Raw genomic sequence first — 20,258 nt, forward strand, 5'->3', positions numbered from 1 at the left:
CCCAACAAGCACCGAGCCTCACCAAGCCGTCCCCCACAGCCTTCGCACACCCAGCCCCACCCACAAGCTCCCAGATTGCTCAACGGCAAAGGCCCCGAACCGTTTTGGCGGCCCCGCTCCGGACACCTTCCGGAATGCCGAATCACCCGGGGCGCCCCGGAATTCGGTCACTTCTCGCAGAATGCGCCGACGGCCGGACCGGGCCCCCCGGGAGCGGGTTCGCACCTACCGTGTCGTCGGGAAAGCCGCGCCGTCCCGAGGGAGTAGTGGTCACCATCAATGACATGTCGGCCCGGGAGGGCAGGACGAGGACCGCGTACCGGACCTGCCCGCTGTGCGAGGCAGGCTGTGCCCTGAAGCTCGAACTGAACGACGCCGGCCGCGTCCTGCGGGTCACCGGGGACGAGCAGGACCCCTTTTCCAAGGGATACATCTGCCCCAAGGGCGCGGTACTCGGAAAACTGGACGAGGACCCCGACCGGCTGCGCAGGCCCCTGCTGCGCCGGGACGGCGAACTGCGCGAGGTCAGCTGGGAAGAGGCATTCGCGGCGGTGGACGCGGGCCTGTCCGAGGTCGTCGGCAGGCACGGTCCGGACGCGGTGGCGCTGTACTTCGGCAACCCCACCTTCCACACGATCGGCGCGTACCTCTACCGCCAGGCGATGAGCCAGGCCATGGGGTCGAAGAACGTGTACTCGGCCAGTACCGCGGACCAGATGCCCAAGCAGGTCGCCGGCGGCCTGATGTTCGGCGACGCGATGGCGATCGGAGTGCCCGACCTGGACCACACCGACCACCTGCTGATCCTGGGCGCCAACCCGGCGGAGTCCAACGGCTCGCTGTGCGCGGCCCCGGACTTCGCCGGGCGTCTCAAGGACCTCCGCAGGAGGGGCGGGAAGCTGGTGGTCGTCGACCCCCGGCGCACCCGCACCGCCGCGCTGGCCGACGAGCACCTGTCCGTCCGGCCCGGCACCGATCCGCTGCTGCTGATGGCGATGGTGCACACCGTGCTGGAGGAGGGCCTGGAGCGGATCGGTCTGCCGGTCTCCGGGCTGGAGGCGCTGCGCGAGGTGGCCCGCGACTTCCCGCCGGAGGCCGTGGGGCCGGTGTGCGGGATCGCGCCGGAGACCATCGCGCGCACGGCCCGGGAACTGGCCGCGGCACCCACGGCCGCGGTCTACGCACGGATCGGCACGTGCACCACCCGCTTCGGCACGGTGGCGCAATGGCTGGTGGACGTGCTCAACACGCTGACGGGCAATCTGGACCGCCGGGGCGGCGTGATGTTCGCCGAGACGGCGGCGCTGGAGATCTTCCGGGCCGGCCCCGCGTTCTCGACCGGCAAGTGGCACAGCCGGGTACGGGGGCTGCCCGAGGTGCTCGGAGAGCTGCCGGTCGCGACCCTGGCCGACGAGATCGAGACCCCGGGCGAGGGACAGGTCCGGGCGCTGGTGTCGGTCGCCGGCAACCCGGCGTCCTCGGCGCCCAACGCGCCCCGGCTGGCCCGTGCCATCGACGGGCTGGAGTTCGTGGTCTGCGTCGACCCGTACCTGAACGAGACGACACGCCTCGCCGACGTGATCCTGCCGCCACCGCGCACGCTCCAGAGCCCGCACTTCGACTTCCTGGTGCAGATCATCATGGTGCGCAACTACGCGCGCTACTCCCGTGCGATCCTGCCGCTCGACGACGACCAGCGCAGCGAGGCCGAGATCCTGGCCCGGCTGACGCTCATCGCCGCCGGGCTCGGCGCCGACGCCCAGCCGGCCCGCGCCGAGGAGATGTTCCTCGAACAGCTCGGCATCACCGGCGAGGCGGCCGACGGACTCGACGGCGAGGACGGCCCCGAGAAGATCCTGGACGCGCTGCTCCGGGCCGGCGGCTACGGCCTGTCGCTCAAGACCCTGCTCGACGCGGAGCACGGCGTGGACCTGGGGCCGCTGCAACCGCGCCTGCCGGGCCTGCTGCGCACCCCCGACAACAGCGTGGACCTGGCGCCCGGAGAACTCCTCGCGGAGGCCGGACGGCTGCGCACCTGTCTGGAGGCGGAACCGCCGGAGTTCGTGCTGATCGGCCGCCGCCACCTCCGCTCGAACAACAGCTGGCTGCACAACGTGCCGGAGCTTCGCGGCGGCACCAACCTCTGCACGCTCCAGATCCACCCGGGCGACGCCGCCCGGCTCGGCCTGGACGCCGCCACGCCGGCCCTGATCGGCTCGGCGGTCGGCGAGGTGACCGTGCCGGTCGAGATCACCGACACGATCATGCCCGGCGTGGTGAGCCTGCCGCACGGTTGGGGCCACCAGGACTCCCCGCAGAAGGTCGCGCGCCGGGACCCCGGAGTGAACGCGAACGTCCTGACCGACGACGCGGTGCTGGACGGGGTCTCGGGAACCGCCGTGTTCAACGGGGTGCCGGTGACGGTGCGGGCCGCGCCTCTCCGGGGGACGGCGTCATAGGACCGCACGGCCGTACCGGTGCCCGTCTCCGGGAATGCGGAGTTCGCCTCACCGGATGGAGCCCGGCCGGCACGCCTCGTTACGGTGCGGGAATGGATGCCACAGTCGAAGAGTTACTGGCGGTGCTGCCCACCGGTCGAGTGCTCACCGACCCGGATCTGCTGGCCGCTCACCGCCGCGACGAAGGCGACCTGTGCGCCGCCGGCACGCCGCTGGCCGTCGTACGCCCGCGGGACACCGCCGAGGTCGCGGCGACCGTCCGGGTGGCCGCCGCACACGGTGTCCCGGTCGTCCCGCAGGGCGCGCGCACCGGGCTCACCGGCGCCGCCAACGCGGTCGACGGTGCCCTGGTGGTGTCGCTGACCGGGTTGAACCGCATCGTCGAGATCGACCCGGCGGAGCGCATCGCGGTCGTGCAGCCGGGCGTCGTCAACGCCGACCTGCACCGCGCGGTCGCGGCGCACGGCCTCGCCTACCCGCCGGACCCCGGCTCCTGGGAGTCCTCGACGATCGGCGGCAACGTCTCCACCGACGCGGGCGGGATGTGCTGCGTGAAGTACGGGGTCACCGGCGAGTACGTGCTCGGCCTGGAGATCGTGCTCGCCGACGGCGAGATCCTCCGCTGCGGCCGCCGGACCGTGAAGGGCGTCGCCGGGTACGACCTGACGCGGCTGTTCGTCGGCGCCGAGGGCACGCTCGGCATCATCACCGAGATCACCGTCAGGCTCCGGCCCGCCGCCGGGGAGCTCCGGACGCTGGTCGCGCTCTGCCCCACGATGACGGCCGCCTGCGACGCCGTGGCGGCGGTGACCGCCGCCGGCCACGTGCCGAGCATGCTGGAGCTGCTCGACCGCACACACCTGGAGGCCATCGAGTCGTACCGGCCGATGGGCCTCCCCGACACGGCCGGGGCGATGCTGCTGATCGGGACCGACACCGGCGAGGGCGCCGCGGCCGAACTGGCCGCGATCGCCGACCACTGCCGGGCCGCCGGCGCGGTCGAGGTGTACGTGGCCGAGGACACGGCCCAGGCGGAGGCGCTGACCGCCGCCCGCCGGCTGGCCCATCCGGCCATGGAACACCTCGCGGCGCGGGCGTTCCCCAGCGGGCGGGGCGGCCTCGTCGTCGACGACGTCGCGGTGCCGAGAACGCGGATCGCCGACTTCATGACGGAGGTCGAGGAGATCTCCGCACGGCACGGCCTCCTGGTCGCGGTGGTCGGGCACGCCGGGGACGGAAATCTGCATCCGGTCATCGTGGTGGACCGGGCGGACCCGTCCAGCATGGACCGCGGGCGGCGGGTGTTCGACGACATCATGCGGCTGGGCCTCGCGCTGGGCGGCACCTGCACCGGCGAGCACGGCGTCGGCACGCTCAAGCGGGACTGGCTCGCCCGTGAACTCGGCCCCGTCGGCATGCGGGTGAACCGGGCGTTGAAGGCCGCGCTGGACCCGGCCGGGATCTTCAACCCCGGCAAGGTGATCGCGTCGGACCGACCGCAAGCCGGAAGACGGCGGTCGGCTGCCCGCCCGCGGGCACCGAGGAGAACGGATGCCGCGAGGACGGTGAACCCATGACGACGGCCGGAACAGGACCAGCGGTGGCGGTCATCGCCGGCACCCCCTACGACTCGGGACTCGGCGTCGAGCTGCTGCGCGCCGAGGGGGTGCCCGCGCACCCGTACGCCATGGCGGCGTCGCCCGACGAACAGGACCGGCTGCAGTACCACGCCCCCGGAGCCCTGGCCGACTCGTTCCACCGGCGCCTCGCCGAGCTGCGGGCGGCCGGCACCGAGCAGGTCATGCTGTTCTGCAACTCCATGTCCGCCGTGGTGAACCATGACGACGCGGTGCTGCCCGTCGTCTCACCGGTCACGGTCTACGGCGAACTGCTGCCGAAGCTGGAGTCGTCCCTGGTGGTCACCGGCAACGCCCAGGCGCTGCTCGGCTTCGAGCGCACCGCCCTGCGGATCGCCCCCGGGCACCGCATGCTCGGGGTCTCCGATCCGGCGCTGGTGCGCGGGATCGAGGCCGGTGACGCGGCGGCGGCCTTCACCGCCTCCCACCTGCCGACCACGCTGCGCCTGGCCCAGCACCTCGGCCTGGACGCCGTCGTCCTGGCCTGCACGCACTTCACCGCGCTCCTGCCGCTGATCACCGCCGTCTGTGACCTGCCCGTCATCGACGTCGGCACCCGGCTCGTGGAGCTGACCACGCTGGCTGCGACCCGATCGGCGGACCATGGTTGAGCTCTCCCGTGCCGACTTGCACGTCTCGGTGTCCGACCCCGCCGCGACCTCGATGAACTTCCTCAATGAGGTCGCCGGCCGGTTCCCGGACGCGATCTCGCTGGCCGCGGGCCGCCCCTACGACGGGTTCTACTCCACCGAGGACGTACGGCGTCACCTCGACACGTATCTGCGCCATCTCCGCGCCGAAGGACTCTCCGAGGCGCGGGTGCGGGGTCTGCTGCTCCAGTACGGGCGGACCAACGGCCACCTCCACCCCCTGATCGCCCGAATGCTGGAGACCGACGAGGGCATCGTGGTGCCGCCGGAGGCGGTGATGGTCACATCGGGCTGCCAGGAGGCCATGGTCATCGCGCTGCGGGCACTGTGCCCGCACCCCGAGGACGTCGTCCTCGCGGTCGAGCCCTGCTACGTCGGGCTGACCGGCGCGGCCCGGATTCTGGGCGTCGAGGTGGTGCCCGTACCGGAGTCGCCGACCGGGCTGGCGCCGGAGACCGTGGCCGAGGTGGCGCGCGCGGTCCGTGCCGCCGGCAAGCGCCCCCGTGCGCTCTACCTCGTACCGAACTTCTCCAACCCCTCCGGCATCTCGCTGCCCGTGGCCACCCGCCGCCTGCTGCTCGACATCGCGGCCGAACAGGACCTGCTGCTGCTCGAAGACGACCCGTACGGCCTCTTCGGGCTCGACGACGAGCCGCGCCCGACCCTGAAGTCGTTGGACACCGACGGACGCGTGATCTATCTGGGGTCCTTCTCCAAATCCATCTTTCCCGGCGCCCGGGTGGGGTTCCTCGTCGCCGATCAGACGGTGGTCGACGAGCGGGGCCGGCGCACCCTGCTCGCCGACGAGATGTCGGCGGTCAAGAGCATGCTGACCCTGAACACCTCGGCGGTCTCGCAAGCCGTCATCGGCGGCGTCCTCGTCGAGGCGGACTGCGGCCTGCGCGCCGCCAACCGCGACAAGATCGCCTTCTACCGCGACAACCTGCGTACTCTGCTCGATGCGCTGGAGAAATTCTTCCCGCAATCCTGGCGCGACGAAGGAATGGTGCGCTGGAATGTGCCCGGCGGTGGATTCTTCGCAGTCGTCGACCTGCCGTTCCGCGCCGACGAGGCGCTTCTGGAACTCTCCGCGGACCGGTACGGCGTTCTCTGGACGCCGATGAGGTTCTTCTACACCGATGGCGGTGACCACTCCGTCCGGCTGTCCTGCAGTTACCTGGCGCCGGAACAGATTTCGGAGGGCGTGCGGAGGCTTTCCCGGCTGGTCGCGGAAAAGGCATGACCCGCTGCCTTTTCACCCACGCAGGCAACGTGAGAGACGACAGCGCCGGTCCGGCACTGTGATTCTCGAAGTAGCGCGCTGGGGCGGCACGCCTGAGGCCAGAAACTCATCGGTGGAGGTAGAGACCGTGAAGAACGCTCTACAGGATATGAAGATCGACTATGTCGAGTTCTACGTCGAGGATATCGGCCGAAGTCTCTCCTGGCTCGTCGACGGCTACGGGTTCGCCGTGCGCGCGAAGTCGGTTTCGGCGAGCGGTGCCACGCGGACGGTCAACGTCGGGCAGGGCGGCATCGACCTGCTGCTCACCGAGTCGAGCGAGGACCACCCGGCCCGCGCCTACGCGGCACGGCACGGCGACGGCGTCGGCGACATAGGCATCCGGGTGCCGGACGCCGCGGCCGCCTTCGCCGAGTCCGTACGACGCGGCGCCCTGCCGGTCGCGGAACCGGTCACCCGGGGCGGGACGACCACGGCCACGGTCACCGGATTCGGCGACGTGACGCACACCTTCGTCCAGCGGCCGGACGGCTCGACGGCGGCCGACGGGCGCGGACTCCTCGCCGAACCGGGCCCCGCCCCGGACCAGGGGACCGGGCTGCTCCTGGTGGACCACTTCGCGGCCTGCGTCGAACCGGGCCGGCTGGACGAGACCGTCGACTACTACCTGCGCACACTGGACTTCGACCTCACGCTCACCGAGCGGATCGTCACCGGTGACCAGGGGATGCTCATCAAGGTCGTCCAGAGCAAGTCGCGCGCCGTCACCTTCACCCTGATCGAGGCCGACACCCACATGGCAGTGGGCCAGATCGACAAGTTCCTCAAGGACCACGACGGTCCGGGCGTGCAGCACATGGCCTTCAGCACCGCGGACATCCTCACCACCGTGCGCGGACTCTCCGGACGCGGCATCGAGATGCTGACCACACCGGGCGCGTACTACTCCGTGCTTGCCGAACGGGTCCAGCAGCACCGGCACCCCGTGGGTGAACTGCGTGATCTGAACGTACTGGTGGACGAGGACCACGACGGCCAGCTGTTCCAGATATTCGCCAAATCCGTGCACCCGAGGAACACCATCTTCCTGGAGATCATCGAACGGGTCGGCGCGACGTCGTTCGGCAGCTCGAACATTCGGCATCTCTACGACAGCGTCAAGGCGGAACAAGAAGCCGGTCCCACGTCCTGAGCGACAGCTTTCAAGGATTCCGCCCGTCAACCGGAATGAGGTTTCCATGTCCAATCCATTCGAGGACCCTGACGCCCTGTATCTGGTCCTGGTGAATTCCGAAGGTCAGTACAGCCTGTGGCCCGCCGATGTCGCGGTTCCGGCCGGCTGGACCCCGGCGCATGACGTGGACTCCCGCTCGAACTGCCTCGCATTCGTCGAAGCGCAGTGGACCGACATGCGCCCCAGCAGCCTTGTCCGAGCCGAACGGGCATGACCGGGATGGGCATCCAGCCGGAGTCGGTCGTCTCGGGGTGGGGCGGCGTGGTGCGGGATGTGCCGGTGGGGGTGTTGCCGGAGTTGTTCGGTGCGCAGGTGGTGCGTACGCCGGATGCGGTGGCGCTCGAGTGTGCCGGTGTGTCGTGGTCGTTCACGGAGCTGGACGCGTGGTCGAGTCGGCTGGCGCGGTATCTGGTGGGGCTGGGGGCGGGGCCGGAGCGGGTGGTGGCGGTCGCGTTGCCGCGGTCGTTGGAACTGGTGGCCGCGGTGCTCGCGGTGTCGAAGGCGGGTGCGGCGTATCTTCCGGTCGATCCGGGCTATCCGGCGGACCGGATCGACTACATGCTCACCGACGCCACGCCGGCCCTGCTGATCACCGACCGGGCCACTGCCGCGCTCCTGCCGGACGCGGCGGATGTGACCGCGATCCTCGTGGACGACCCGGGGACGGCCGCGGAGGTGGCGGGACTGTCCGGTGGCCCCGTCACGGACGAGGACCGGGCGGCGCCACTGCTGCCCGCGCATCCGGCGTACGTGATCTACACCTCGGGGTCCACCGGGCGTCCCAAGGGCGTGGTGGTGAGCCACCTGGGCCTGGCCGCGCTCTCCGCGTTCCTCATCGACACCTTGGACATCGGGCCCGGATCGCGAGTCGGGCAGGTGGCCTCGCTGAGTTTTGACGCGGCCGTCCTCGAACTGGTCATGTCGCTGCCCGCCGGTGCCGCGCTGGTCCTGCCGGAACAGCGGCAGCTGGCCGGAGAGGTGCTGGCCGACGCCCTGCGCGGACTGCGGGTGACCCATGCCCTGGTGGGGCCGGCGGCCCTGGCCGGAGCGGCCCCCGACCAACTGCCCGGCCTCGAATGCCTGCTGGTCGGCGGCGAGGCGTGCCCGGGCGAGGTCGTCGCCGAGTGGTCGGTGGGCCGGCGGATGTACAACGCCTACGGGCCGACCGAGGCGACGGTGTGCACGACGATGAGCGGGCCGCTGTCGGGCGGGGACGCGCCGATCGGGAAACCGGTCTGGGACGTGCGGGCGTTCGTGCTGGACGACCGGCTGGAGCCGGTGGCGCCGGGCGTGGAGGGCGAGCTCTATGTGGCGGGGCCGTGTCTGGCCCGGGGGTATCTGAACCAGCCGGGGCTCACCTCCCAGCGGTTCGTCGCGTGCCCGTTCCTCCCGGGCGAGCGGATGTACCGCACCGGCGACCTGGTGCGGCGGCGGCGCGACGGCGAGCTGGAGTACCTCGGCCGGGCCGACGAACAGGTCCAGGTCCATGGATTCCGGATCGAGCCGGGCGAGATCGAGGCCGTGATGGCCGCGCAGCCGGGGGTGGCACGAGCCACGGTCGTGGTCCGCGAGGACCGGCCGGGGGACCGCCGGCTGGTCGGGTACGCCGTGCCCGAGGCGGGAAGCCGGCCGGACCCCGCGGGAGTGCGGGCGGCGGTGGCGGAGGTGCTGCCCGCGCACATGGTGCCGTCGGCGGTGGTGGTGCTGGCGGCGCTGCCGTTGACGGTGAACGGGAAGCTGGACCGCAAGGCGCTGCCCGCGCCGGTGTTCACGGGAGGAGCGGGCCGGGAGCCGGCCACGCCCGTGGAGGGCATGCTGTGCGAGCTGTTCGCCGAGGTCCTGGGCGTCGAACGGGTCGGCGTCGACGACAGCTTCTTCGACCTGGGCGGACACTCCCTGCTGGTGGCACGGCTGATCAGCCGGGTGCGGTCGGCGCTCGGCGCGGAGCTGGAGATCCGGACGGTCTTCGACCACCCGACGGCCGAATCGCTGGCACGGTCGCTCGACGAGACCGGGCCGGCGTGGCCCGCACTGGTGCGGGCGGAGCGGCCCGAGCGCCTGCCGCTGTCGTTCGCGCAGCAGCGGCTGTGGTTCCTGACCCGGTCGGAGGGACCGAGCGCGACCTACAACGTGCCGGTCGCGTGGCGGCTGCGAGGGCCGATGGACGCGGCCGCGCTGACCGCGGCCCTCCGTGACGTGGTCGGACGGCACGAAGCGCTGCGGACGACGTTCCCGGTGGTCGACGGGCAGCCCTACCAGCAGGTGACACCGGCCGCACGAGCGGTGCCCGAGGTCACGGTGGTGCGGGCCGGGGAGTCCGAGCTGGCCGCGCTGACCGAGCGGGCGGCACGGTACGTGTTCGACCTGGCCGCCGAACTGCCGGTGCGCGCATGGCTGTTCACGCTCGGGCCCGACGACTGCGTGCTCGTGCTGCTGATCCACCACATCGCCGGCGACGGCTGGTCCCTCGGCGTCATGCTGCGGGACCTGGAGGAGGCGTATCAGGCACGCCTCGCGGGGAGCGCCCCGGAGTGGCCGGCGCTGCCCGTGCAGTACGCGGACTACACGCTGTGGCAACGCGAACTGCTGGACGGGGACCAGGGCCCCGGGAGCGTGTCGGCCCGGCAGATCGCCTACTGGAAGTCGGCGCTCACCGGCCTGCCCGAACAACTGGAGCTGCCGTTCGACCGGCCCCGGCCGGCGCGCCCCTCCCATCGCGGTGCCTACGTCACGATGGATCTGGACGCGGAGCTGCACCGCGCGCTGGTGGAGCTGGCCCGGGCGCACCAGGTCACCGTGTTCATGGTGCTGCAGGCAGGGCTGGCGGTGCTGCTGTCCCGGTCCGGCGCCGGCACCGACATCCCGATCGGTGTCCCGGTGGCCGGCCGGGGAGGCGAGGAGAGGCTCTACCAGCTGGTCGGTTTCCTGGTCAACACCCTGGTGCTCCGGACGGACCTGTCCGGCGACCCGAGCTTCGCGGAGCTGCTGGGCCGGGTCCGTGACCAGGACCTGGCCGCCTACGCGCACCAGGACGTCCCGTTCGAGCGGCTGGTGGAAGCGCTGAACCCGGTACGTTCGAGCGCCCACCACCCGCTGTTCCAGGTGATGCTGGCCACCGACGACGACACCGCCGGGGAATGGGGAATCCGTGGTCTGCGGGCCCGGGAGCTGCCGCTGGACGCGGGCTCGGCCAAGTTCGACCTGACCCTGACCTACCGGTCGCGGCACCGGCCGGACGGCACCCCGGACGGGATCAGCGGTGTCCTCGAGTACGCGGTCGACCTGTTCGACGAAGACACGGTGAACGCGCTGGCGGAGCGGCTCGCGCGGTTGCTGGGCCAGGTCTCGGCCGACCCGGCGCTGCGGGTCAGCGGTGTCCGCCTGCTCTCGCCGGCCGAGCACGAGTCGGTCGTCTCGGGGTGGGACGGCGTGGTGCGGGATGTGCCGGTGGGGGTGTTGCCGGAGTTGTTCGGTGCGCAGGTGGTGCGTACGCCGGATGCGGTGGCGCTCGAGTGTGCCGGTGTGTCGTGGTCGTTCGCGGAGCTGGACGCGTGGTCGAGTCGGCTGGCGCGGTATCTGGTGGGACTGGGGGCGGGGCCGGAGCGGGTGGTGGCGGTCGCGTTGCCGCGGTCGTTGGAACTGGTGGCCGCGGTGCTCGCGGTGTCCAAGACAGGGGCGGCGTATCTTCCGGTCGATCCGGGCTATCCGGCGGACCGGATCGACTACATGCTCACCGACGCCACGCCGGTCGCGGTCGTCACGAGTCAGCGGGCGGGCGGGCACCTGGACACCCGGGGCCGGCTGGTCGTCCTGGACGACCCGGGGACGGCCGCGGAGGTGGCGGGGCTGCCTGGTGGCCCCGTCACGGACGAGGACCGGGTGGCGCCGCTGCTGCCCGCGCATCCGGCGTACGTGATCTACACCTCGGGCTCCACCGGGCGTCCCAAGGGCGTGGTGGTGAGTCACCTGGGCCTGGCCAACCTGTCCGCGTTCATGATCGACACACTGGGCACGGGCCCCGGCTCGCGCATGGCCCAGCTGCTTTCGCTGAGCTTCGACATGTCGCTGCTGGAACTGCTCTCGTCCCTGCCCGCCGGGGCGGCCCTGGTCCTCCCCGAGCCGGGACCGCTGGCCGGGGAGGAGCTGGTCACGACCCTGCGCGAACTGCGGGTCACCCACGCGGTGGTGGCCCCGGCCGCGCTGGCCGGGGGAGCGCCCGAAGGCGTGCGGGGACTGGAATGCCTGGTCGTCGGCGGCGAAGCACTCCCCAGCGAGCTCGCCGTCGAGTGGTCGGCGGGCCGGCGCATGTTCAACGCCTACGGCCCGACCGAGACCACGGTGTGCACGACGATCAGCGCACCGCTGTCGGGCGGGGACGCGCCGATCGGCAAACCGGCCTGGAACGTGCGGGCGTTCGTGCTGGACGACCGGCTGGAGCCGGTGGCGTCGGGCGTGGTGGGCGAGCTCTACCTCGCCGGACCGTGTCTGGCCCGGGGATACCTGAACCAGCCGGGGCTCACCTCCCAGCGGTTCGTCGCGTGCCCGTTCCTCCCCGGGGAGCGGATGTACCGCACCGGTGACCTGGTGCGGCGGCGGCGCGACGGCGAGCTGGAGTACCTCGGCCGGGCCGACGCACAGGTCAAGATCCGCGGGTTCCGGGTCGAACCGGGCGAGGCGGAGGCGGTGCTGGTCCGGCAGCCCGGAGTGGACCAGGCCGTCGTCGTGGTCCGCGAGGACCGGCCGGGCGACCGCCGGCTGGTCGGCTACGCGCAGTCGGCCGCCGGACACGTGCTGGACCCCGCGGGGCTGCGGGCGGCCGTGGCGGAGGTGCTGCCCGCGCACATGGTGCCTTCGGCGGTGGTGGTGCTGGACGCGCTGCCGTTGACGGTGAACGGGAAGCTGGACCGCAAGGCGCTGCCCGTGCCGGTGTTCACGGGGGGAGCGGGCCGGGAGCCGGCCACGCCCGTGGAAGGCATGCTGTGCGAGCTGTTCGCCGAGGTCCTGGGCGTCGAACGGGTCGGCGTCGACGACAGCTTCTTCGACCTGGGCGGACACTCCCTGCTCTCCGCCGTGCTGGTCGCCCGGCTGGAGGAGCAGTTCGGGATCACGATCAGCCTGCGGGAATTCCTGGCCGACCCGTCCGTCAGCGGCCTCGCCGGCCGGGGCCTGGTGCCCGCGGCCGACCAGCCCTGATCCGCGCAACCACGCCCGTAGGGCGGGAGGGAAGACATGACCGACCTGGCCACCAGCGGTGTCACTCTCTATTCGACGGTCCGGTCCAGCATCGGACACGGCCAGACGTCCCATCTGCGCACGCTGCTGGAGCTTGCCGGGTGGGTGGACGAAGCGGGCTACCGCGGCGGCCTGGTGTACAGCGACAACACGTCGATGGACGTGTGGCTGGCGGCTCAGGCGGCCATCGCGAACACCGCCTCCTTCGTGCCGCTCGTCGCGGTGCAGCCGTGGGACAAGACCCCGTTCTCGGTGGCCCGGGCGGTGTCGTCGCTCGCGCACCTGTACGGCCGGCGGGTCGACATCAACTTCGTCAGCGGTGGATTCATCCGCGATCTGACCGTCCAGGGGGACACCCTGGCGCACGACGCCCGCTACGACCGGCTGACCGAGTACGCGAGCGTCATCAGAACACTGCTCGGCGGCGGCATGGCCAACCTCGACGGGGAGTACTACACGCTCCGGCGGGCCCGGCTCACCACGGCGGTGCCGGAGGACCTGCTGCCCAGGGCGTACGTATCCGGCTCCTCGCCGGCCAGCCTGCGGGCCGGCGAGTCCCTGGGCCTCGGCCAGCTCTCGTTCCCGGTGCTGCCGGAGGACTTCGCGAGCCCGGGCCGGCGGAAGAACAGGTTCGGCTCGGGCATCAGCATCGGCATCATCGCGCGGGACGACTCGGCCGAGGCCTGGCGCATCGCCCACAAGCGGTTCCCGGCCGACCCCGAGGGAGCCGAGCGGATGAAGCTGCTGCTGTCCGCGGGCGGCTCGTCCTGGCAGCCGCAACTGGCCTCCGTACCCATTCCCGATGAGGCGGAGGACCAGCCGTACTGGCTCGTGCCCTTCCGCTACCACCACACGTTCTGTCCCTACCTGGTGGGCAGCCACGACGAAGTGGCCCGGGCGGTGACCACGTATCTGAACGGAGGCATCCGCACATTCGTGCTCGACATCCCCCGCGAGCCCGATGACCTGTGGCACGCCCGGATCGCTGTCGAGCGAGCCGTCGCGGCCATGGACGGATAACACCAGCCATCAGCCGTCGCGCGCCGGGCCCGCCGGCGCGTTCGGAGGTCGCAGGCGTCCGCCTGCGCGGAGCGAAGGAAAACGATGACAGACATGACCGAGACTGACGTGATCGTCGTCGGCGGCGGCCCCGGCGGTTCGACGGTGGCCACGCTGGTCGCCAAGCAGGGCCACCGGGTCGTGCTCCTGGAGAAGGAGCGGTTCCCCCGCTACCAGATCGGCGAGTCGCTGCTGCCGTCCACCGTGCAGGGCATCTGCCGGCTGCTCGGCGTGTCCGAGGAACTGGAACAGGCCGGGTTCCCGGTCAAGCGGGGCGGCACCTTCCGCTGGGGCGCCAACCCCGAGCCGTGGACGTTCGACTTCGGCATCGCGCCCGAGTTCGCCGATGCGGCGGCACCCGCCTACCAGGTGGAGCGGATGAAGTTCGACCAGATCCTGCTCGACAACGCCAGGAGGAACGGCGTCGACGTGCACGAGGAGCACACCGTCACCGACGTCATCGAGGAGAACGGCCGGGTCTGCGGGGTCAGCTGCACCGACGCCGCGGGCGTCCGGCGCGAGTTCCGCGGCCGGTACGTGGTGGACGCCTCGGGCAACCTGAGCCGCATCCACTCCCGGGTGGGCGGCAAGCGGCAGTACTCCGAGTTCTTCCGCAACCTCGCGCTCTTCGGCTACTTCACCGGCGGCAAGCGGATGCCCGCCCCGACCTCCGGCAACATCCTGGCGGTCGCCTTCAGCGCCGGCTGGTTCTGGTACATCCCGCTGTCCGACGAGCTGACCAGCGTGGGCGCGGTGGTGCACCGCGACGCGCTGGACCGCATCCAGGGGGACCGTGAGCAGGCGCTGAAGGAGCTGATCGCGGAGTGCCCGATGATCGCCGACTTCCTGTCCGACGCCCAGCGGGTCACGAGCGGCCCGTACGGTGAGATCCGGGTGCGCAAGGACTACTCCTACATCCAGGAGAAGTTCTCCCGGCCGGGACTGGTGCTGGTGGGTGACGCGGCGGGCTTCATCGACCCGGTGTTCTCCTCCGGCGTGCACCTGGCCACCTACGGGGGACTGCTCGTCGCGCGCTCGCTCAACACCGCCCTGCGCGCGACGGCCGGGACCGGGATCGACGAGAAGACGCTGTTCGAGGAGTACGAAGCCCGCTACCGGCAGGAGTACATGCGCTTCCACGAGTTCCTCGTCTCCTTCTACGACATGCACGCCGACGAGAACTCCTACTTCTGGAAGGCCAAGAAGGTCGCCGGCGGCACGGCTTCGGAACTGCAGTCCTTCGTGTCCCTCGTCGGCGGTGGCTCCTCGGACGAGCGCGCGCTGGTCGACGCCGGCGCCTACGGCGCCCGGCGCGACGTCGACGAAGCGCTCTGGGCGGTCGCGCAGGCCGGCGCCAACATCCAGGTGCAGGCCGCCACCGGAAGCACCCTCGACGAGCAGATACCGGTCCGCACCGACGGGCTGGTGCCGTCGGCCGACGGGATGCACTGGGCCCTGCCGGCCACCGCGGCGGCGTGAGAAAGGGGTCAGCCCCCACCTTCGGGTGGGGGCTGACCCATGCGCGCGGGGAGTGAACCGGTCAGGCGGCCGTGCTGCCCGCTTCCGCGCGCAACCGGACCGGCAGGGAGCGGTGGCCGTTCATGATGAACGTCGGCATCGGCACCAGCTCGTCGCGCGCCGTGGCCAGGGACAGGTCCGGGAAGCGCTCGAACAGCGCCGACAGGCCGACCGTGGCGGCCAGGCGGGCGATCCCGGCACCCAGGCAGTAGTGCGGGCCGTGCCCGAAGGACAGGTGGTCCTTGTTGTCCCGGCTGATGTCGAAGCACTCCGGGCTGTCCGGGTGCAGGCCGGGGTCACGTCCCACCGCGGCGTAGTTGATCAGGATGGGATCGCCCTTGGGGATGGTCACGCCGTCCAGCTCGACGTCCTCGGCCGCGTAGCGCAGCGGCAGGCTCGCCAGCGGAGACTGCATGCGCAGTATCTCGTCGATGACGTCGTCCCAGCTGTTCTCGCCCGACAGGACCCGCGCGAGCTGCTCGGGGTGGCTCAGCAGCTCGGTGATGGCGTTGTCGAAGAAGTTGATCGTGGTCTCCGAGCCGGCGCCGAGAATGGCGAAGATGGTGTCGGCCAGCTCCTGCTCGCTCAACCGTGAACCGTCCTCGTCGCGGGCGGCGATGAGGTCGCTGGTGATGTCCTCACCCGGGTTGGCGCGCTTCTCCGCGATCAGGTCCGCCATCGCGCCGCGCCAGCCCTGCAGGACGCCCTGCGCGACCTCCGGGGTCACCGTGGTGTCGATCATCATGTCGATGACCTTCGCGGTGGCGGCACGCTGCTCCTCGCCCATGCCGATCAGCTCGGCGACCAGCATGCCCGGCAGCGGGTAGCAGAACCGCTCCTTGAGGTCGACGACCTCTCCGGCGGGCGCCGCCTCCAGCGCGTCGAGCAGCATCGTGGTCAGGCCGACCACCAGCGGGCGGATGGCCTCGGTGCGGCGCGGGGTGAACGCCTTGCCGATGAGCTTGCGCAGCCGCACGTGGTCCTTCCCGTAGGAAGTGGACACGTTGTCCATCGCCACCCAGCTGATCATCTCCCAGTCCGGCGCCAGTTCGCCGTCACGGAAGGCGGGCCAGTGGTTGCGTGCGCTCTTGGTGACCTTCGGGCTGGACAGCAACTGCTTGATGACGCTGTGGGAGGTCACCGACCACACCACGACGCCGCCGGGCAGTTCGACCTGGACGGCCGGCCCGCGCGCCCGCAGCGCGGCCGCCTCGGCGTGGATGTCCCGACCCGTCGTATCCATTACGGGGCAACGCTGTTCCATCAGGATGCGCTCCTTCGCGGTCGCCTCCGCACAGCGGATGCGACCGGGCTGTGGCCCGCTCGGGCCGGTCGTGTTCTTCCCGTTCGCCGGTGGACGAGCCGCGGCGCGGCACCGCCGGTCCGACGGACCGGCGGTGCCGCGCCGCGGGCTCACCTCACCGCAGCTCGAAGCCGGCGTAGCCGGCGCTCGCGACCTCGTCGCACTTCTGCCGGTAGCCCGCGACGCCGCCGACGTACGGCATCAGCACGCGGGCCTTCCCGGGGACGTTGGCGCCGATGTAGTACGAATCGGCCTTGGTGAACAGCGTCATGTCGCCGACCGCGCGGACGTGTTCCGTCCACTCCTTCTCCGCGGCCGCCCCGGCCTCGATCACGGAGTGGCCGTTGGCGGTCATGTAGTCGATCAGGTCACTGATCCACTCGACGTGCTGCTCGATCGAGACGACCATGTTGCTGAGCACGGACGGGCTGCCCGGGCCGGTGATCACGAAGAGGTTCGGGAAACCCGCGAGCGCCAGGCCGAGGTAGGTGTCCGGGCCGTCCTGCCACTTGTCGCGCACCGACACCCCGTCCTTGCCGGTGATGTCGATGTTCCGGAGGGCGCCCGTCATGGCGTCGAAGCCCGTGGCGATCACGAGGGTGTCGAACTCGTAGTCGCCCGCGGTGGTCCGGACGCCCTTCTCCGTGATCTCGACCAGCGCCTCTTCCCGCAGGTCCACGAGGTGGACGTGCTCGCGGTTGAACGTCTCGTAGTACCGGGTGTCGAGGCACGGCCGCTTCGTGCCGTACGGATAGCCGCGCGGTTCGAGCTTCGCCGCCGTGGCCGGGTCGGTGACCCTGGCCCGGACCTGCTCCCGGATGAACGCCGCGGCGGTCTCGTTGGACTCCTCGTTGAAGATCAGGTCGGTGTACGCCTGGAGGATCGCGTTGAGGTGGCCGCGCTCCCAGCCCTGCTGGTAGACCTCCCGGCGCTCCTCGTCGCTCACCTCCAGCGCCGACTTCGTCGGCATGTCCACCGCGATGCCGAAGATGGACTGCCTCGCCGCCTCCCGGGCCTGCCGGTAATTGGCCTTGGTGTCCCGGACCCGGTCCTGGTCGATGGGGCCGTTGAACGACGACAGGACGTAGTTGGGGGTGCGCTGGAAGACCGTCAGGTCAGCGGCCTCGTCGGCGATGAAGGGGATCACCTGGATGCCCGAGGAGCCCGTACCGATCACGCCGACGCGCCGGCCGCTGAAGTCGACTCCGCCGTCGGGCCACAGGCCGGTGTGGTACCAGGGGCCCGAGAACGTGTCCAGGCCGGGCACCTCCGGGAACTTGGGCTGCGACAGGCAGCCGGTCGCCATGACGCAGTACTGCGCTGACACCTCGTGGCCCTGGTCGGTCCGCACGGTCCACCGGGACGTGCTCTCGTCGAAGGCGGCGTGGGTGACCCGGGTCTCCAGGACCACGTCCTTCCGCAGGTCGTGCCGGTCCGCGACGTGCTCGAGGTAGGACAGGATCTCGGGCTGGCCCGGATACTTCTCCGTCCACTCCCATTCCTGTTCCAGTTCGGGATCGAACGAGTACGAATAGTCCATGCTCTCCACGTCGCACCGGGCGCCGGGATACTTGTTCCAATACCAGGTGCCGCCTATCCCGGCGCCCGCCTCGAAAACCTTGACCGACAGGCCCTTTTGCCGGAGCTTGTGGAGCATGTAAAGACCGGAGAATCCGGCCCCCACGACGACCGCATCGATTTCCTCTGCCGCGCTGGCCATGTGCATCAATCCTTCGCAACCGTGGATGGTGCCACCCGTACGCCTTGACCGCTGACGACAACGGTGATTCCTGAGTATTGGTGAGGCCGGAACACTCGGGTTCTCGTCCGTTGCGGTGCTCGGGCAGGCGCGCACGGGCGAAGAAGACCACCGCCGCCTTCGGCGGAACAGTCGTGGGCAAAGCCATTCCTTTGGGAGGTCGCCATGGGCGCCGAATACTATTCGGCCGCAGTGCAGGGCCCGCACGAATACTTCGAACTCGGGCCGTACACGCTGGACAGCGGGGACACATTGCCGGACGCACGGCTGGCATACCGGACGCTCGGCCGCCTGAACGCGGCCAAGGACAACGCCGTGCTCGTACCGCACATGTACTCGGGCACGTCGGCGTCGATGCAGATGCTGATCGGTGAAGGCCGCCCGCTCGACCCTTCCCGGTACTTCCTCATCCTGCCCGACCAGTTCGGCAGCGGCCTGTCGTCGTCGCCGAGCAACACGCCGGCGCCGTTCGACCGGGGCCGCTTTCCGGCGGTGACCATCGCCGACGACGTACGGGCGCAGCACCGGCTGGTGACCGAGCAGTTCGGGATCGCGGCCCTGCACACGGTGCTCGGCTGGTCGATGGGGGGTCAGCAGACGTATGAGTGGGCGGTGCGCCACCCGGAGATGGTGCGGCGTGCGGCCGTGTTCGCGGCCAACGCGAGGACGCCGGTCCAGAACCGGCTGCAGCTCGACGCGCAGTGCGAACTCCTGCGCTCGGACCCCGCGTTCGCGGACGGCTTCTACACGGACTCCGACGACGTGCACCTCGGCCTGAGCCGACACGCGATGGCCTGGGCGGCGGCCAGCACCAGCTACCGGTTCTTCCGCGACGAGGTGTGGCGCCGGCTCGGATTCGCGGCGGTCGAGGAGTTCACCCTGGGCTTCATGCGGAGCCACTTCCAGCCCATGGACCCCAACAACCTGCTGTGCCAGGCGGCGAAGTGGCGCGCCGCGGACGTCAGCCTGTGCACCGACGGGGACCTGGAGGCGGCGCTGGGCCGGATCACCGCCGAGTTCTTCGTCTTCGCGTTCGGCGACGACCTCCTGTTCCCGGCCGAGGACCATGAGCGTGACGCGGCCATGATCGACAGCGCACGGTTCCGGGTGATCGAGGGCCCGCTGGGGCACTTCACCATGTTCGGCCTGCTGCCCGAGGACGCGGCCGCCGTCGACGAGGCACTGGCCGAGGTGCTGAAGTCCTGACCGTGCCGCGGCCCGCCACGGCGTGTGGCCGGTACCCCCGCGGGGGTACCGGCCACACGCCGTACGACCGTGCCGGACGACCGGCCCGGATTCCGGGGCCGGCTCAGTTCTCGTACTCGTCGTGGTAACGCAGCCACGCCCACTTGAACGGCAGGTCCTTCTCCTGCCGCCCGAGGAAGGTCAGGTCAAGGTAGTTGTAGGTGTTGTTCACCAGGTCCGTTCCGCGGAAGGCGGTCGAGTAGGTGCAGTAGATCCGGTCGTCGTCGCCGCGCAGGAAGACGCTGATCCCCGGAATCTTCGTCGCCTCCGGGACGAGCTCGAAGTTGAAGTCGTCGTAGAAGCTGCTGCCGAACGACGAGGCCACGGGGACCGTCCAGCCCATGCGCTCCTTGTGTTCGAGGAACTCGGCCAGGGGCACCGGGCAGTCCACCACGAGCGACGTGTCGCGGGCGTGCAGGTGTTCGAGGTGGGCGGGCATGTTGTCGACCCAGAACGAGCAGCCGAGGCAGAAGCTGCCGCCGGTGACGGACGGCAGCATGAAGTGGTAGACGATCAGCTGCCGCCGGCCGTCGAACAGGTCGCGCAGGCTGCGCTTGCCTTCGGGGGTGTCGAAACCGTAGTCCTCGTCGACGAGGAACATCGGCAGACTCTGCCGTTCGGCGTGCAGCGCGTCTCGGGCGCGGCTGTGCTCCTTCTCCTTGGCGAGAAGAGGCAGACGCGCCGCGAACCACTCATCTCGTGACACAACTTCGGGCAGGGCCATCGCGACATCTCCCAGTTCCGGACTCGTCCACAAACGTGGACACCACTGTTTCCGCGGGGCCTCCCGGGACGCATCTCTTCCGTTGCCTCAGCGTGAATACGGGCCTTTGCCGTTGAGCAATCTGGGAGCTTGTGGGTGGGGCTGGGTGTGCGAAGGCTGTGGGGGACGGCTTGGTGAGGCTCGGTGCTTGTTGGG

The 20,258-nt window shown here is 70.7% G+C and carries 13 protein-coding genes; 10 read left to right on the forward strand and 3 right to left on the reverse strand.

All coding sequences use genetic code 11. The annotated features are described in order from the left end of the window. Positions 1-284 precede the first annotated feature (284 nt). The 9 genes from ACFUJY_RS34900 to ACFUJY_RS34940 all read left to right on the forward strand — a co-directional run bounded on the left by ACFUJY_RS34900 (position 285) and on the right by ACFUJY_RS34940 (position 14,993). Entirely contained in the window at positions 285-2,459 is a 2,175-nt protein-coding gene (locus ACFUJY_RS34900; protein WP_383307176.1) for a molybdopterin oxidoreductase family protein, read from the forward strand. Positions 2,460-2,551: 92 nt separating this feature from the next. After that, a complete protein-coding gene (locus tag ACFUJY_RS34905; protein ID WP_383307177.1) occupies positions 2,552-4,036 on the forward strand; it encodes an FAD-binding oxidoreductase in 1,485 nt (494 codons plus the stop codon). Then, positions 4,033-4,707 (forward strand): hypothetical protein, encoded by a 675-nt coding sequence (locus ACFUJY_RS34910; protein ID WP_383307179.1) that lies wholly within the window; start codon positions 4,033-4,035, stop codon positions 4,705-4,707. The genes ACFUJY_RS34905 and ACFUJY_RS34910 overlap by 4 nt, the downstream gene beginning before the upstream one ends. Then, a complete protein-coding gene (locus tag ACFUJY_RS34915; protein WP_383307181.1) occupies positions 4,700-5,989 on the forward strand; it encodes a PLP-dependent aminotransferase family protein in 1,290 nt (429 codons plus the stop codon). The genes ACFUJY_RS34910 and ACFUJY_RS34915 overlap by 8 nt, the downstream gene beginning before the upstream one ends. 148 nt (positions 5,990-6,137) lie before the next feature. Then, a complete protein-coding gene (gene hppD, locus ACFUJY_RS34920) occupies positions 6,138-7,181 on the forward strand; it encodes a 4-hydroxyphenylpyruvate dioxygenase (RefSeq protein ID WP_383307183.1) in 1,044 nt (347 codons plus the stop codon). A gap of 46 nt (positions 7,182-7,227) precedes the next feature. Continuing rightward, on the forward strand, positions 7,228-7,437 hold the full coding sequence (locus tag ACFUJY_RS34925; protein WP_383307185.1) for an MbtH family protein: 210 nt from the start codon (positions 7,228-7,230) through the stop codon (positions 7,435-7,437). Beyond that, entirely contained in the window at positions 7,434-12,416 is a 4,983-nt protein-coding gene (locus ACFUJY_RS34930) for an amino acid adenylation domain-containing protein (protein ID WP_383307187.1), read from the forward strand. The genes ACFUJY_RS34925 and ACFUJY_RS34930 overlap by 4 nt, the downstream gene beginning before the upstream one ends. Before the next feature lie 36 nt (positions 12,417-12,452). Beyond that, positions 12,453-13,475 (forward strand): LLM class flavin-dependent oxidoreductase, encoded by a 1,023-nt coding sequence (locus ACFUJY_RS34935; RefSeq protein ID WP_383307189.1) that lies wholly within the window; start codon positions 12,453-12,455, stop codon positions 13,473-13,475. 93 nt (positions 13,476-13,568) lie between these two features. Then, positions 13,569-14,993, forward strand: a complete 1,425-nt coding sequence (locus ACFUJY_RS34940; protein WP_383307191.1) for a tryptophan 7-halogenase — start codon at positions 13,569-13,571, stop codon at positions 14,991-14,993. Positions 14,994-15,054: 61 nt separating this feature from the next. On the opposite strand, the gene ACFUJY_RS34945 is transcribed toward ACFUJY_RS34940, so the two are convergent. Both ACFUJY_RS34945 and ACFUJY_RS34950 read right to left on the reverse strand, forming a co-directional pair. Beyond that, positions 15,055-16,275 carry a cytochrome P450 gene (locus ACFUJY_RS34945; protein WP_383307193.1) on the reverse strand — a complete coding sequence of 407 codons (1,221 nt, stop codon included), beginning with the start codon at positions 16,273-16,275 and terminating at the stop codon, positions 15,055-15,057. 175 nt (positions 16,276-16,450) lie between these two features. Further along, the gene (locus ACFUJY_RS34950; protein WP_383307195.1) at positions 16,451-18,055 is read right to left on the reverse strand and encodes a flavin-containing monooxygenase; all 1,605 of its coding nucleotides are present in this window, start codon (positions 18,053-18,055) and stop codon (positions 16,451-16,453) included. Between the two features lie 204 nt (positions 18,056-18,259). On the opposite strand from ACFUJY_RS34950, the gene ACFUJY_RS34955 reads away from it, so the two are divergent. Next, positions 18,260-19,300, forward strand: coding sequence for an alpha/beta fold hydrolase (locus tag ACFUJY_RS34955; RefSeq protein WP_383307197.1), 1,041 nt, complete (start codon positions 18,260-18,262; stop codon positions 19,298-19,300). Between the two features lie 103 nt (positions 19,301-19,403). On the opposite strand, the gene ACFUJY_RS34960 is transcribed toward ACFUJY_RS34955, so the two are convergent. Beyond that, a complete protein-coding gene (locus ACFUJY_RS34960) occupies positions 19,404-20,063 on the reverse strand; it encodes a DUF899 domain-containing protein (protein ID WP_383307199.1) in 660 nt (219 codons plus the stop codon). Positions 20,064-20,258 lie beyond the last annotated feature (195 nt).

The organism is Streptomyces sp. NPDC057249, from assembly GCF_042669245.1.
GTDB lineage: Bacteria > Actinomycetota > Actinomycetes > Streptomycetales > Streptomycetaceae > Streptomyces.

Coding starts and splice junctions, on each gene's coding strand:
- hppD (WP_383307183.1), top strand. CDS start 6,138: ATGAAGATCGACTATGTCGAGTTCTACGTCGAGGATATCGGCCGAAGT.
- ACFUJY_RS34925 (WP_383307185.1), top strand. CDS start 7,228: ATGTCCAATCCATTCGAGGACCCTGACGCCCTGTATCTGGTCCTGGTG.
- ACFUJY_RS34930 (WP_383307187.1), top strand. CDS start 7,434: ATGACCGGGATGGGCATCCAGCCGGAGTCGGTCGTCTCGGGGTGGGGC.
- ACFUJY_RS34960 (WP_383307199.1), bottom strand. CDS start 20,063: ATGGCCCTGCCCGAAGTTGTGTCACGAGATGAGTGGTTCGCGGCGCGT.
- ACFUJY_RS34955 (WP_383307197.1), top strand. CDS start 18,260: ATGGGCGCCGAATACTATTCGGCCGCAGTGCAGGGCCCGCACGAATAC.
- ACFUJY_RS34950 (WP_383307195.1), bottom strand. CDS start 18,055: ATGGCCAGCGCGGCAGAGGAAATCGATGCGGTCGTCGTGGGGGCCGGA.
- ACFUJY_RS34905 (WP_383307177.1), top strand. CDS start 2,552: ATGGATGCCACAGTCGAAGAGTTACTGGCGGTGCTGCCCACCGGTCGA.
- ACFUJY_RS34915 (WP_383307181.1), top strand. CDS start 4,700: ATGGTTGAGCTCTCCCGTGCCGACTTGCACGTCTCGGTGTCCGACCCC.
- ACFUJY_RS34900 (WP_383307176.1), top strand. CDS start 285: ATGTCGGCCCGGGAGGGCAGGACGAGGACCGCGTACCGGACCTGCCCG.
- ACFUJY_RS34935 (WP_383307189.1), top strand. CDS start 12,453: ATGACCGACCTGGCCACCAGCGGTGTCACTCTCTATTCGACGGTCCGG.
- ACFUJY_RS34910 (WP_383307179.1), top strand. CDS start 4,033: ATGACGACGGCCGGAACAGGACCAGCGGTGGCGGTCATCGCCGGCACC.
- ACFUJY_RS34940 (WP_383307191.1), top strand. CDS start 13,569: ATGACCGAGACTGACGTGATCGTCGTCGGCGGCGGCCCCGGCGGTTCG.
- ACFUJY_RS34945 (WP_383307193.1), bottom strand. CDS start 16,275: ATGGATACGACGGGTCGGGACATCCACGCCGAGGCGGCCGCGCTGCGG.